The organism is Pseudomonas sp. S3_B11 (genome assembly GCF_054667715.1).
Genome location: NZ_CP162749.1, coordinates 5,211,856 through 5,225,984 on the forward strand (window position 1 = coordinate 5,211,856; position 14,129 = coordinate 5,225,984).

The 14,129-nt window shown below is 63.8% G+C and carries 14 protein-coding genes; 10 read left to right on the forward strand and 4 right to left on the reverse strand.

Translation table 11 applies throughout. The annotated features are described in order from the left end of the window. Positions 1–258: 258 nt before the first annotated feature. The 4 genes from cobJ to cobG are packed head-to-tail and all read right to left on the reverse strand — an operon-like array spanning position 259 to position 4,628. A complete protein-coding gene (gene cobJ / locus AB4O22_RS23410; protein WP_460097275.1) occupies positions 259–1,959 on the reverse strand; it encodes a precorrin-3B C(17)-methyltransferase in 1,701 nt (566 codons plus the stop codon). Beyond that, positions 1,959–2,690: a precorrin-2 C(20)-methyltransferase gene (locus AB4O22_RS23415; protein WP_041475699.1), complete on the reverse strand. Its 732-nt coding sequence runs from the start codon at positions 2,688–2,690 to the stop codon at positions 1,959–1,961. The genes cobJ and AB4O22_RS23415 overlap by 1 nt, the downstream gene beginning before the upstream one ends. Then, positions 2,690–3,316 (reverse strand): precorrin-8X methylmutase, encoded by a 627-nt coding sequence (locus tag AB4O22_RS23420; RefSeq protein WP_223470805.1) that lies wholly within the window; start codon positions 3,314–3,316, stop codon positions 2,690–2,692. Before AB4O22_RS23420 ends, AB4O22_RS23415 begins: the two co-directional genes overlap by 1 nt. Next, complete coding sequence (gene cobG / locus AB4O22_RS23425; protein WP_460105916.1) at positions 3,309–4,628, reverse strand: precorrin-3B synthase; 1,320 nt, start codon at positions 4,626–4,628, stop codon at positions 3,309–3,311. Before cobG ends, AB4O22_RS23420 begins: the two co-directional genes overlap by 8 nt. A 282-nt stretch (positions 4,629–4,910) precedes the next feature. Here cobG and cbiE point away from each other — a divergent pair, with 282 nt between their 5' ends. The 10 genes from cbiE (at position 4,911) to AB4O22_RS23475 (ending at position 14,102) form a co-directional block, all read left to right on the forward strand. Beyond that, a complete protein-coding gene (gene cbiE / locus AB4O22_RS23430; RefSeq protein WP_460097278.1) occupies positions 4,911–6,122 on the forward strand; it encodes a precorrin-6y C5,15-methyltransferase (decarboxylating) subunit CbiE in 1,212 nt (403 codons plus the stop codon). Beyond that, positions 6,115–7,212 (forward strand): cobalt-precorrin-5B (C(1))-methyltransferase, encoded by a 1,098-nt coding sequence (locus tag AB4O22_RS23435; RefSeq protein WP_013692152.1) that lies wholly within the window; start codon positions 6,115–6,117, stop codon positions 7,210–7,212. Before cbiE ends, AB4O22_RS23435 begins: the two co-directional genes overlap by 8 nt. 11 nt (positions 7,213–7,223) lie before the next feature. Then, entirely contained in the window at positions 7,224–7,952 is a 729-nt protein-coding gene (locus tag AB4O22_RS23440) for a cobalt-precorrin-6A reductase (RefSeq protein WP_460097751.1), read from the forward strand. A 192-nt stretch (positions 7,953–8,144) separates the two neighbouring features. Next, positions 8,145–8,447 (forward strand): type II toxin-antitoxin system RelE/ParE family toxin, encoded by a 303-nt coding sequence (locus AB4O22_RS23445; RefSeq protein ID WP_024617343.1) that lies wholly within the window; start codon positions 8,145–8,147, stop codon positions 8,445–8,447. A 3-nt stretch (positions 8,448–8,450) separates the two neighbouring features. Next, positions 8,451–8,741, forward strand: a complete 291-nt coding sequence (locus AB4O22_RS23450; RefSeq protein WP_024617344.1) for an addiction module antidote protein — start codon at positions 8,451–8,453, stop codon at positions 8,739–8,741. Between the two features lie 220 nt (positions 8,742–8,961). Next, the gene (locus AB4O22_RS23455; protein ID WP_003197380.1) at positions 8,962–9,372 is read left to right on the forward strand and encodes a DUF2946 domain-containing protein; all 411 of its coding nucleotides are present in this window, start codon (positions 8,962–8,964) and stop codon (positions 9,370–9,372) included. A gap of 46 nt (positions 9,373–9,418) precedes the next feature. Beyond that, entirely contained in the window at positions 9,419–9,898 is a 480-nt protein-coding gene (locus AB4O22_RS23460; protein ID WP_223470808.1) for a copper chaperone PCu(A)C, read from the forward strand. Between the two features lie 57 nt (positions 9,899–9,955). Further along, the gene (locus AB4O22_RS23465) at positions 9,956–10,345 is read left to right on the forward strand and encodes a DUF2946 domain-containing protein (protein WP_460097753.1); all 390 of its coding nucleotides are present in this window, start codon (positions 9,956–9,958) and stop codon (positions 10,343–10,345) included. Between the two features lie 84 nt (positions 10,346–10,429). After that, positions 10,430–12,556: a TonB-dependent copper receptor gene (locus tag AB4O22_RS23470; RefSeq protein ID WP_460097279.1), complete on the forward strand. Its 2,127-nt coding sequence runs from the start codon at positions 10,430–10,432 to the stop codon at positions 12,554–12,556. A gap of 166 nt (positions 12,557–12,722) precedes the next feature. After that, on the forward strand, positions 12,723–14,102 hold the full coding sequence (locus AB4O22_RS23475; protein WP_460097281.1) for a PepSY-associated TM helix domain-containing protein: 1,380 nt from the start codon (positions 12,723–12,725) through the stop codon (positions 14,100–14,102). Positions 14,103–14,129: the final 27 nt, after the last annotated feature.

The following is a 14,129-nucleotide window of genomic DNA, read 5'->3' on the forward strand; positions in this document are numbered from 1 at the left end:
CGACAACTGAAGCCTATACCAAGCACTGACAAGCGCACACCGGAAACTTATCAGGCACGCAAACTAACGCTTAAAATCCGGCAATTCAAACGGGAAGGCTTTCAATGCATTTCAAAGGAGGATCAAGATAACTGCTTGCTCTTTTATTTATACGAACGACAAACAAAAAAAGACTCCCGTTCACTTCAAGTCTGCATGGTTTTTGTGGCGAGGGGATTTATCCCCTCGCCACAAAAACCATGCCCTCAATGTCGCGGTTCAGGCAGGTTTGGCCCCATACCAGCGTGGCGTATACACCCAGTTTCCACCCGATGCGCGCGGGAACACACAGGTCGTGGAGGAGCCGATCAGGACCATGGTGCGCATATCCACCTGCTCGGCCGTGAGTTGCCCCAACGTGGTGACACGCAGGGTCTGGCCCGGACGACCGATGTCACGCCCCAACACCACCGGCGTCTCCGGCGTGCGGTGCTGGCCGACGATCTCCAGCGCACGCCCCAATTGCCATGGCCGCGCACGGGAAATCGGGTTGTAGAAAGCCAACGCCAGGTCGGCTTCGGCCGCCAGATCCAGGCGCTTCTCGATGATCGACCATGGCTTGAGATTGTCCGACAGCGACATCACGCAGAAGTCATGCCCCAACGGCGCACCGGCCTGGGCGGCGGTGGCGAGGGAGGCGGACACACCGGGCAGGATCTCCAGGTCAACCTGATGCCAGGCTGGATCGCTGGACTCGTGCAACGCTTCAAGCACCGCCGCCGCCATGGCGAATACACCCGGGTCGCCGGACGACACCACGATCACCGAACGGCCTTGCGCTGCCAATTCAAAGGCGTGTCGCGCACGCTGCATTTCTTCGCGGTTGTCGGTGCAGTGCAGCACTTGATCGTCGCGAAACGGGCCGGCCATGCGCACATAGGTTTCGTAGCCGAGCACATCGGTGGCCCGCGCTAGTTCGGCTTTCACCGCCGGCACCATCAGTTCGGCCGCGCCCGGCCCCAGGCCGATCACCGCCAGGCGTCCGCGCGGGCGACCGATTTTGGCCACCTCCAAGGGTTGCGCGGCAACGGCGATGGCCAGGTTGCCCGTCGCCGAAAGGATGTTCGCCGCCGGCACCGAACTGCGCGCCAAGGTGGCGGCGTCGCCGGTAATCGCCACAAAGCGCAGCGCCACCCTGAGTTCCAGCGCCGCTTCACGCAAGGCCACACTGGCCATCAGCGTATCCGCCGCCACCAGGCACGCCAGACTCTGAAGCGCTACTTTCGCTTGCTGCAAAGCGGCACGAATGGCACCCGGCAGATCAGCCACCTCGGCGCTCACCACCACCGCGACACTGCGCGGATAAATCAGCAGTTCGTGAGTGCTCGCCTCACGCTCGGCATAGCCGACGCGGATCGTGCGCCGCGCCTGCGGATCTTGCGGCAACTGCGCCTGATCCAGCCATGGCGCCGCGCCTTCGATGCGCACCGGTTCACCGGCCAACAGGTCGGAGACGAAGCGCTTGCCCTGCTCCAGGTCGCCGAGGCTGTAGCCGCTTGGCGGATTGAGCAGGCAGGTGCCGAAACGCAATTCGCCGCTGGTGGTGATCGCCGGCGCCACTTGCAGCGTTGCCGCGATGTCCCGGGCCATGACGTTGACCCCGCCCAGACCGCCCAGCAGCGGCACCACGGCGCTGCCATCCTCGGCCACCGCCAGTACCGGCGGCTCGGCGCCTTTTTCCAGCAATAGCGGCGCCAGGGTGCGGATGACGATGCCGGCCGCGCACAGGGCGATGATCGGTGTGTTCTGTTGGTATAGCTCGCGCAACGTCGCGCCGAACTCGAGGTATTGGCGATCCGCGCCCTCGACCCTTGCGGCCAGGCCGTGGATCAAGGCGTCGGGATAGCGTTGCTGGATCCGCCGGGCCGTGGCGAGGCTGCCCGGGCCGAGGATGACGATGGCAGGCGCGGTAGAAGTCATCAACCCTGCCACCGTTCGCCCGGGACGATGATCAGCGAAAAGTACGGCGAAGACATCGGCTCGACTTCATCCAATGGCACGATTTTCTGGTTGGCCATGGTCGCCCGTTCGACATACAGCGCCCGTCCGTCCATGCCCAATTCCTGAAGCACTTGGCGAACCTTGGGGAAATTGCGCCCCAGCTTCATGATCACCGCCGCATCGGCGTCGGCCAGGCGACGCTTGAGATCGTCGTGGGGCAAGACGCCGGAGAGCACCGACAGGCTCTGGTTGCGATAGACCAGCGGCGCACCGAGCACCGAGGCCCCGCCCAGCATCGAGCACACACCGGGAATGACCTCGGCCTCATAGCGCTCGGCCAGGCGATCGTGCAGGTACATGTAGGAGCCGTAGAAGAACGGATCGCCCTCGCAGATCACCGCCACATCACGACCGGCATCCAGGTGCACGGCCAACTGTTCGGCGGCGGTGTCGTAGAAGTCGGCGATCACCTGTTCATAGGAAAGCGGCGCCGGCAGCGCTTCGGTGGTGACCGGGTAGACCAGCGGCAGCAAGGTTTGCGCGTCCTGCAAATGGGCCTCGATGATGCCGAAGGCGTTGCCCTTCTTGCCCTTGGCGACGAAGTACGCCACCACGGGCGATTCGCGCAGCAGGCGCAGGGCCTTGACCGTAATCAGTTCCGGGTCACCGGGGCCCACGCCGAGGCCGATCAGACGTCCAGGCTGCTGCATCATTCAATCTCCGTAGCGAGGGCGTTGACGGCGGCGGCGGCCATGGCGCTACCGCCCAGGCGGCCTTGCATGATCACGAACGGCACGCCGCGGCTGTTGGCCGCCAGCATCGCCTTGGACTCGGCGGCGCCGACGAAGCCCACCGGGAAACCGAGGATCAGTGCCGGTTTCGGCGCGCCGGCATCGAGCATCTCCAGCAGGTAGAACAGCGCGGTCGGCGCGTTGCCGATGACCACGACGCTGCCTTCCAGGTGCGGGCGCCACAGCTCCAGCGCCGCCGCCGAACGGGTGTTGCCCAGCTCCCGGGCCAATGTCGGCACGCTTTCGTCGCGCAAGGTGCAAATCACCGGATTGTTGGCCGGCAGGCGAGCCCGGGTCACGCCTTCGGAGACCATCCGCGCATCGCACAGGATCGGCGCCCCGGCGGCCAGCGCCTGGCGCCCGGCCGTGCCCGCGCCCTCGGAAAACTGCAAGCCATCGATGGCCTCGACCATGCCGCAGGCGTGGATCACCCGCACCGCGAGTTTTTCCAGGTCGGCCGGAATGCGCGCCAGGTTGGCTTCGGCGCGGATGATCGCGAAGGAGTTGCGATAGATCTCCTGACCGTCGCGGATGTAATCAAGCATCAAGGGGGCTCCGGGGGCGAGCGTCGAGCCAGTGGCCGAGCGCTTCAATAGTCAGATTGTGTGCCTGCAACGCGCCGAAACCCGGCAGCGTGGCATCGCGAAAATACAGGTCGTAACGACCGGGGGCGACCGCCAGCAGGGTGGCGGGCGCGATATGGGCTGCCGCGCAGGAACGCGGGCAGCCCGACAGATGGACTTTCAGGGTCTGGCCCTGGCGTTGCAGCAGCTCGGCCAGTTGGTGGGCGTCGGCCTTGGTGTCGGCCAGGGCTTTACCGCAGCCACTGGAGCCGGTGCAGGCAATGAGTTGTGCCAGGGGCTGATCGACCGAGCACAACAGGCCCAACCCCTCAAGCCGCGCCAGCACTTCGTCGGCGTCCTCGCTGCGCACGTTGGGCAGCAGCAGGCTTTGCCAAGGGGTGAAACGAAGGCTTGCGTCGCCCTTCTCCCGCGCCAATTGCGCCGCCCCCCGCAGCATGCGGGCGTCGAGTCGACCAAGAGGCGCCGCCGCGCCGACGTAGACGCGGTCGTCGTGCTGGGGATGAACGCCGATGTGCAGTCCGTCGATGGAGCCGTCCCGCTGCCAATCCAGGCAAGCTTGCAGCGGCACGCGGCGGGCCAATCGGCTCATGAATTCATCGGTGGGAATTTCAGCCAGCAAGTGGCGCATGCGGATCTGGTCCGGGCGAGCCAGGTCGAGGAACAGCTCCAGCACCGCCATCACCAAGGCATGCCCCTGGGCCAGGGGCACCCTGCCCGCCGGTTTATCCAATGGGGAACCGGCCAAGCCGAAGGCCAGCCAAGGCTCGCCATCACGGACCAGGGCCGACAGCCACAGGTCGTGGTGATGTTCGAGCATCGCCAACGCTTCGCCACCGTCCAGTTGCACGGCGAACTTGGCCGACAACTCAGGGAAGCGTTCGTGGGTTTGCAGGGTGAAGAGGATCTGCGCCGCCAACGGCCGGGTGTCGAACAGCATCTGCCGATCGATCCCGGCCGCGGGGCTGAGCATCAGGTTGCGCACGTCATCGCCGGCCGGCTTGCGCGGGCCAAGCCCGGCGGCCAGCAATGGCTGGATCAGCGCGTCGTGCCCGGGACCGATCCCACGGATTTGCAGGTTGGCCCGGTTGGTCGCCTCGATCACGCCCCCGGCGAACCGCTCGGCCACCGACGCCACGACTTCGGCCTGATCCGCCTGGATGGCACCGCCATCGAGCTTGATCCGACAGATCCCACCGTCCAGCGCCTGGACGACACGCAGCAACCCCGGGCAACCGGAGGGGCGTACGACGCTGGAGGATGGACGTTCGTTCAAGGGAAAACCGACAAATAAGAAACGCCACATCGGCGAAGGACCGCCATTATGCCTGCTTTGCCGGGGGTCATGAAAAGCTTGCCGGTCGGATTGCTGACGGCGGACACACAATTTCCGAACGCCCCCATTCCAAACTGTGGGAGCGAGCTTGCTCGCGATAGCGGTCTGGCTGTGAAGATGATGTTGCGCCAGGCGCCTGATCCGCCGGGGCACGGTATGATGGCGACCCGGTTCGCGGGGAAACAGGCCCGCCGATCAAACAGATCTATTCGAGGAACAGAGATGACACCCTGGCTGACCGTAGTGGGCATCGGCGAAGAGGGCTTCAAGGGCCTGGGCAAGGTTGCTCGCCGCGCGCTGCTCGGTGCCTCGCGGATCGTTGGCGCGCAGCGTCAGTTGGATCTGCTGCCGCTGTGCATCCGCGGCCAACGGGAGCTGTGGCCCAGCCCGTTCTCCCTGGAACCGCTGCTTGCTCGGCAGGGTGAGCCGGTGTGCGTGCTGGCCAGCGGCGATCCGATGTTCTACGGCGTGGGTGCCAGCCTGGCGAAACAGGTGCCGAGTGATCAGATGCTGGTCATCCCCGCGCCCTCCTCCTGTTCGCTGGCGGCGGCACGCATGGGCTGGCCGTTGCAAGATGTGGTCACGCTGTCGTTGGTGGCCCGGCCCCTGGCGGCGCTCAATGTCCACCTATCCACCGGTGTCAGGCTGTTGCTGCTGAGCAACGATCGCCACAGTCCCGCCGCCGTGGCGACGTTATTGCGCGAGCGGGGATTCGGCCCGAGCACCATGACCGTGCTGGAGCATTTGGGCGGTGCGGCAGAACGTCGGATCGACGGTTGCGCCGCGCAATGGTCCGATGACACCGTCGCCGACCTGAACCTGATCGCCATCGAATGCCGGGCCGAACCGTCGACACCGCGCTTGTCACGCCTGGCCGGTTTGCCGGACACCGCTTTCGAGCATGACGGCCAGTTGACCAAACGCGACGTGCGCGCCATCACCCTCGCACGCCTCGCCCCGATGCCCGGCGAACTGCTCTGGGATGTCGGCGCCGGCAGCGGCTCCATCGGCATCGAATGGATGCGCGCCCACCCCAGTTGCCGGGCCCTGGCCATCGAAGCCGACGAAGGCCGCCAAGGCTTGATCGAACGCAACTGCGACACCCTCGGCGTGCCTGGCCTGCAACTGATTCGCGGCAAAGCCCCCCAGGCGCTGGAGAACCTGGAGCGGCCGGACGCGGTGTTCATCGGCGGCGGCGTCACCCGCGAAGGCGTGCTCGAGGCCTGCTGGGCCCAACTCAAACCCGGCGGTCGACTCGTCGCCAACGCCGTGACCCTGCAAAGCGAAACGACCCTGATGCACTGGCGCGAACGTCACGGCGGTGAGCTGACCCGCATCCACATCGCCCAGGCCCAGCCCTTGGGCGAGTTCGACACCTGGCGCCAGGCCTTGCCGATCACCTTGCTCGACCTGGTCAAGCCTCTCGATGCGTGACGAAACCGCCGAACAACCCGCCCCCCTGCGCAGCGGCCTGACCACCGGCAGTTGCGCCACGGCCACCAGCCTGGCGGCCGCTCGATTACTGCTGCGCGGCACCGAAGCCGATGCCGTGGAAATCGTACTGCCCAAGGGCAAGCAAGTGCAGATGCGCCTGGAGTTCTGCCGGCTGACCGAACAAGGCGCCGAAGCCGGGACAATCAAGGACGCGGGCGATGACCCGGACGTAACCCACGGTGCCCTGTTGTTTTCCCAGGTGCGCTTGATCGCCGAGCCCGGTGTACGTTTCGTCGCGGGTCGCGGCGTCGGCACGGTGACGCGACCGGGGTTGGTGCTGAACGTCGGTGAACCGGCGATCAACCCGGTGCCGCGCAAAATGATCAACGACCACCTGGGTCGGCTGGCCGAGGAAAGCAGTTACGCCGGTGGTTTCGAAGTCACGGTCAACGTCGAGGGCGGCGAAGCCCTGGCGCTGAAAACCATGAATCCACGCCTGGGAATTCTTGGCGGCCTGTCGATCCTCGGCACCAGCGGTATCGTCCGGCCGTTCTCCTGCGCGGCCTACATTGCCTCGATCCACCAGGGTATCGACGTGGCAAAAACCAACGGTTACCTGCACATCGCCGCCTGCACCGGCAACGCCAGTGAAGACACCATGCGCCGGGTCTACAACCTGCCGGAAATCGCCCTGATCGAAATGGGCGACTTCGTCGGCGCCGTGCTCAAACATGTGCGCAAGGTCCCCGTGGAAAAGCTCAGCCTTTGCGGCGGCTTTGGCAAAATCAGCAAACTCGCCGCCGGCCACATGGACCTGCACAGCCGTCACTCGAGCATCGACCTGCCACAACTGGCCGAGTGGGCCGCTGCCATCGGTGCCGATGAGGCGTTGCAGCAAGGCATCCGCGCGGCCAACACCAGCCAGCAAGCCCTGGCAATGGCCAGCGCCGCCGGCATCGCCCTCGGCGACGCGGTGTGCGAGCACGCGTTGGCCTTCGCCCGCAGCGTGGTGCCGGCCCAGGTCCAGGTCGAAGTCTTCGCCATCGACCGCCAAGGCGGGATTGTCGGCCACGCGGGAGCCTTGTCATGAAGAGCCTTGAAATGAAACGCATCCTGCTGCTCGGCGGCGTCACCGAAGCCCTGGCCATCGCCCGCACCCTCGGGCCCCAGCACATCTACAGCCTGGCCGGCATCGGTCGCATTCCCATCGACCTGACCTGCCAGGTGCGCGTCGGCGGCTACGGCGGCGCCGAAGGGTTGGCGCAATTCATCCGCGCCGAGGGCATCGACCTGCTGCTGGACGCCACCCACCCCTACGCAGCACAAATCAGCCACAACGCCGCCCAGGCAGCCCGCGCCTGCGCTATCCCCTGCTGGGCCCTGCGCCGCCCGGCATGGCAGCCCCAGGCCGGCGATGACTGGCGCGAAGTGGCCGACTGGGCCGAACTGATCCAGGCCCTGCAACCCTTCCACCGCCCCCTCTTCACCCTAGGTCGCGAACCCCTGCAACATCTGCATGAAATTCCGCCCGAGCAATTCTGGACCTTGCGTGCCCTGGACGCTTACCCCGGTAATGAGCGCTGCGAAGTCATTGGAGCTCGTGGGCCGTTTCACATCGAGGGCGAGCGCGAGCTGTTCGAACGGCGACAGATCGATGTGCTGGTGAGCAAGAACAGCGGCAGCACGGCCACCGAGCCGAAACTGGAGGTGGCGCGGGAGCGGGGGGTGCCGGTGTTGGTGTTGAAGCGGCCGGTGTTGGCGGGGGTGGATCGGGAGTTTGGAGCGATCAATGAAATGCTGGACGCTTTATCCGTACAAAACGGGTTCTGAATTCAGCACATTCGCGCGACATTTCTGACAAGTTTTCAAGACGAAGCCGGCTTTTTCGTCCAAGACGTTCGATTCTATAGTTCCGCTCCTTAATACCCACCGCAGCACCTGGCAGTCATTAAGCATGAGCGACCCGTCTCGTGCCGAGGAAAGTGCTGCTTGCCAATGTGTATCCCAAGGAATACGATCCGAATGATCGAATTTGAACAGTCCCGAGTATTCTCAAGCTGGCTTAACGGGCTGAAGGACATTGCTGGGAAAGCTCGCATCATTGCTAGGCTCCGATCGGCAGAGCATGGAAATTTTGGTGATTGCGAACCGGTGGGTAACGCAGTGTATGAGATGCGTATTCACTCGGGTCCGGGCTACAGAGTGTACTTCTCCCGTCAAGGCTCCGTGCTTTATTTGCTGCTTGTGGGAGGTGACAAATCGACTCAGAAACGGGATATCGCACGCGCTGTTCAAATGGCGCAAACCATGGGTAATGAGGAGTGAATCATGACTGAAGAATTCACACGTTTCGATGCAGCCACTTACCTCAAGACGCCTGAGGAAATGGCCGCTTATCTGGATGCCTGTTTTGAAGAGGATGCGGGTGACGGCGTACTGGTTCGAGCAGCTCTTAACGATATTGCCAGGGCAAAGGGCATGACGCAGATTGCTCGTGATGCGGGCCTGGGGCGAGAGAGTCTTTACAAAGCACTGGGGAGTACGGGCAATCCAGAGTTCACAACTATCATGAAAGTCATGAAAGCTTTGGGCTTGAGGTTACATGCGACGGCCATTTGACAGAGGTTCCCTTCCCTCCTGTATTGGAGTGATTGAATACCGATTGATCAAAAACACACGACGAGGGAACTTGCTCCCTCGCCACAAAAGCACTCACTTGAAGATCTGTTGCTACTGTTAACACCAGCCCTGCGACCCTATACCGCACGTGGCCTTTTTACTTCTCAACCCCGATCAGGCTAAATACCGCCACCTGATCGCCCATCGAGCGGATTGCCCCATGTCCCGACAACGGCTTGCATTTGCCTGGATCGCCTGCTTCGCAGTGCTGTTCAACATGCTTGCCATGCCGCTTTCCGGCAGCGGTGGCACGATGGCGAATGCGCAGGCCAATTCGCCAGCCGAGCAACTGCTGTGGGGCAGTTTCTGCTCCTCCAGCGGCACGAAGATGCTGGCGATTTCCCTGGGCAAACTCGAACAAAGCACGCAACAGAAAGACAATCACTCAACGATGCAGCATTGCTGGTGCTGCTCAGGCTCAGCGCCTTTGGTGGCGCTCGCCGGGCATGTTCCGCAGTTGTATCTGGATGCACAGCTGGCCCATCGCAGTGCAGTCCATTCGAAGCTCGACAGCCCCACGCCACGCCAGCAGTGGCCCAGCCTCAATCCCCGCGCCTCGCCTCTGGTCTGATTCTTCCCGCATAAAACTGCGCCCTGAATCGTTCCGGAGAATTGCCATGTTGAACAGACTTATCCTGCTGGCTGCCCTATTGCTTCCCGTCGGCTTCGCCCACGCTCACCAGTACAAGGTGGGCGAGCTTGAGATCGCCCATCCGTGGTCCCAGGAGTTGCCGCCCAACGCACCGACCGTGGCCGCGTATTTCGTGATCCACAACGGCGGCACGACCGCCGACAAGCTGCTCAGCGTCGACTCGCCGATCGCCGGCAAGGCCGAGCTCCATGAGCATGTGATGCAAAACGACCTGATGAAGATGCAACCGGTGCCTGTCGTGGATATCGCCCCCGGTGCGACCGTCACCTTCGCGCCGATGGCGTATCACGTGATGCTGCTGGACCTGAAGGACCGCAGCCTGCTCAGCGATGGCAAACGCTTTGCCATGACCCTGCATTTCGAAAAAGCCGGGAATGTCACGGTCGACGTTGCGGTGCAGAAAAAAGCCCCCGACGGCACCAAGACACACATGCACGCCCAGTAGACGTAGCCGCCCGTGCAACCACTTCGCGCCAGGCCGTCCATGCCCCGCCGTCAGCCCATGAGCCTGACCCGCGGCAGTTGGATCAGCCTGTTCGCCATGCTGATGATCTTTATCGGCCCGCTGATTTCCCAGTCGATGCCGATGGGTCAGGGCATGTCCATGCCTGTGTCCATGGACATGAACATGGAGATGAGCATGGACATGTCGGCGCACGAAGCGCCGGCAGCCGAACACTGCCCGCCCCAGAGCGAGCACCATGCGTTGTGGGAAAAATGCGGCTATTGCAGCCTGCTGTTCAATTGCCCCGCACTGCCTGGCGGTCACACCTTCGCGGTCTTCGACACACCCCACACCAACACCTACACCAGCCTTTCCCCACGCCTGGCCCATGCCCGGCCAGCGTTCTTCCCGGGTGCCCGCACCCGCGCACCGCCCCTCGACGCGTAAACCCGACACTTACCTCACCCCGGTCGTACAAGACAGCTTCATGCTGCCCGACCGTGTCGTCTACGTCTGTTCGATGGAATCATCATGTCCAGGTTTTCTGCTGACATCGCTTTGGGCGCTGCCCAGGTTCGCTGCTCCCTGAACGAACCACGGGTTCGTTTACGCCAGACCATCGCCGCCCTGTGCGGCCTGCTGCTCACTCCACTCGTACTCGCCGATGAGCACGAGCATCACGACAATCAGGTCGAAGAACTGAGCCCGACGGTCATCACCGCCATCGCCCCCAGTTCACCCCTGACCGTCGTCACCAACCCCAAGGACCCGCGCCAACCGGTGCCGGCCAGTGACGGCGGCGACTACCTCAAGACCATTCCGGGCTTCGCCCTGGTACGCAACGGCGGCACCAATGGCGACCCGGTGTTGCGCGGCATGTTCGGCTCGCGGCTGAACATCCTCACCAACGGCAGCATGCTGTTGGGTGCTTGCCCGGGTCGGATGGACGCACCGACGTCCTACATATCGCCAGAAACCTACGACAAGCTCACCGTCATCAAAGGCCCACAAACCGTGCTCTGGGGCCCCGGCGCATCGGCCGGGACCGTGCTGTTCGAGCGCGAGCCGGAACAGTTCGGCGAACTCGGCACCCGGGTCAATGCCAGTGTGCTGGCCGGCTCCAACGGCCGTTTCGACAAAGTGGTGGATGCCGCCGCCGGTGGGCCGCAGGGGTATGTACGGGTGATCGGCAACACCGCGCATTCGGACGATTACCGCGACGGCAATAACGACACTATGCCGTCGCGCTATGACAAGTGGAATGGCGACGTCACCCTCGGCTGGACGCCGGACGCCGATACCCTGCTGGAGCTGACCGCCGGCAAGGGCGACGGTGAAGCACGCTACGCCGGGCGCGGCATGGACGGCTCGCAGTTCAAGCGTGAAAGCCTCGGGCTGCGTTTCGAGCGTTCGAACATCGGCGAGGTGCTGGACAAGGTCGAGGCCCAGGTCTACTACAACTACGCCGACCACGTGATGGACAACTACACGCTGCGCACGCCGTCCGGCACCGGGATGATGGCCGGGCCCATGGCCTCCAACGTCGACCGCCGCACCCTCGGCGCCCGCATCAAGGCCACCTGGCGCTGGGCCGATGTGCAGTTGATCAGCGGCCTGGACGCGCAGACCAACGAGCATCGCCAACGCAGCAGCATGGGCGTGGATACCTACAAGGACCTGCCGTACAGCAAGGACGCCGATTTCCACAATTACGGGGTGTTCGGCGAACTGACCTGGTACGCCGCCGACCGCGACAGGGTGATCACCGGCGCCCGGCTCGACCGTGCCTCGGCCAAGGACTACCGCCAGAGCATCGGTTCCGGCATGTCGGCCCGGCCCAACCCCACCGCCGATGACACCCGTGCCGACACGCTGCCCAGCGGTTTCGTCCGCTACGAACACGACCTGGACGACAGCCCCACCACCCTCTATGCAGGCGTGGGTCACGCACAACGCTTCCCGGACTACTGGGAGCTGTTCTCGACGAACGTCGGCCCCAGCGGTTCACTGAATGCCTTCGACGCGATCAAGCCGGAGAAAACCACCCAGCTCGACTTCGGCCTGCAGTACAAGACCGAAACCCTCGAAGCCTGGGCATCGGGTTATGTCGGGCAGGTGCGCGACTACATCCTGTTCGATTACACCCCTGGGATGATGGGCACCACCTCGCGGGCCGAGAACATCGATGCACGGATCATGGGTGGTGAATTGGGTGCGGCCTACAAGCTGAGCGAGCGCTGGAAAGCCGACGCCACCCTGGCCTATGCCTGGGGCAAGAACAGCAGCGACGGCAGCGCCCTGGCGCAAATGCCGCCGCTGGACGCACGCCTGGGCCTGACCTACAGCGAAGATCGCTGGAGCGCCGGCGCCCTGTGGCGGGTGGTGGCGGCGCAGCACCGGGTCGACGAGAACAAGGGCAACGTGGTCGGCAAGGACTACGGCAAAAGCTCCGGCTTCGGCGTGTTCTCGCTCAACGGTGCCTACCGCATCAACAAGCACTGGAAGGTCAGCAGCGGCGTCGACAACCTGTTCGGCAAAGCCTACGCCGAGCACTTGAACCTGGCCGGCAACGCCGGGTTCGGCTATCCGGCGAGCGACCCGCAAGCCATCAACGAACCGGGGCGCACGCTCTGGACCAAGGTGGATATGAGTTTCTAAAAGCATCGCGGGCAAGCCTTGCTCCCACAGTATTTGTCATGGCTGCGGGACAAATTGTGCTCCCTCAGCAATGGGAATACCTGTGGGAGCAAGGCTTGCCCGCGATCGGTTGCGCAGCAACCGACAAAAACATAACAACCCAATTTGCCCTGCGGAGCGCTTTCCGATGAGCCAACCGAAACCCAATTTCTACAACCTGGCCTGGCGCTGGCATTTTTATGCCGGGCTGTTCGTGGCGCCGTTCATGGTGATGCTGGCCCTGACCGGGATCATTTACCTGTTCAAGCCGCAACTCGATCCACTGATGTATGGCAGCCTGCTGAACGTGCCGGCCGGGCATCACACCCTGGCGGCGGACGACCTGCTCAAGCAGGTCCGCCAGGCCTACCCCCAAGGCCAGGTCAAACAGTACCTGCCACCGGTCAATGCCGAACGCAGCGCGCAATTCGTGGTGATCGACCAGGGCCGGGAACTGAATGTGTTCATCGACCCATACCACGGCGATGTCCTCGGCGAGCAGGATGCAAAGAACAACCTGCAAGCCATGGCCCGGGCCATTCACGGCGAACTGCTGATCGGCACCGTTGGTGACCGGTTGGTGGAAATGGCCGCTGGTTGGGGCGTGGTGTTGGTGGTGTCCGGGCTGTACCTGTGGTGGCCGCGCGGGCAATCATCAGCCGGAGTGCTGTGGCCGCGCTGGAGCGCGCGCGGGCGGCTGTTCTGGCGTGACCTGCACGTGGTCGTCGGTTTCTGGGGCGCTGCATTGCTGCTGGTGATGCTGCTCAGCGGCATGACCTGGACCGGCTTCTGGGGCAAACAATACGCCAACCTCTGGAACCGCTTCCCGGCGGCGATGTGGAATGACGTGCCCAAGTCCGACGTCGAGGCCGGCAGCCTCAACAACGCCCATCGTCAAACCGTGCCCTGGGCCGTGGAAAATACCCCGATGCCGATGTCCGGCGACCATGCCGAGCACATGGGCCACGGCGGCATGCACGAAGGCCCCGCCGCCCCGACCGTCAGCCTGCAAGCGGTGCAGGATATCGCCACCGAACGCCAGGTCACGCCCGGCTACAGCATCACCCTGCCGACCACGTCCACCGGCGTGTTCACCGTCGCCGTGTTTGCCGACGACCCGCGCAACGACGCCACCCTGCACGTGGACCAATACACCGGCAAGGTCCTGGCCGATGTGCGCTGGGAGCACTACGGCGTCGTGGCCCGCGCCACCGAAACCGGGGTAATGCTGCACGAAGGCAAGATGTTCGGCCCGCTGAACCAGATCATCGTGCTGCTGATTTGCCTGATGATCCTGCTCAGCGCCGTGAGTGGCATGGTGATCTGGTGGAAGCGCCGGCCAGCGGGCAAGTTCGGCGTACCGCCGCTGCGTCACGACCTGCCGACCTGGAAGGCCGGGGTGTTCATCATGCTGGCCCTGGCGGTGGTGTTTCCGTTGGTGGCGGCGTCGCTGGTGGTGGTGTGGTTGCTGGATCGCCTCGTCACCCGCTTCAATCGCCAGCCTGAGATTGCTTCATCTTCAAGCTGAAGACAGTGCGTTAACGGAAGGCGGCGC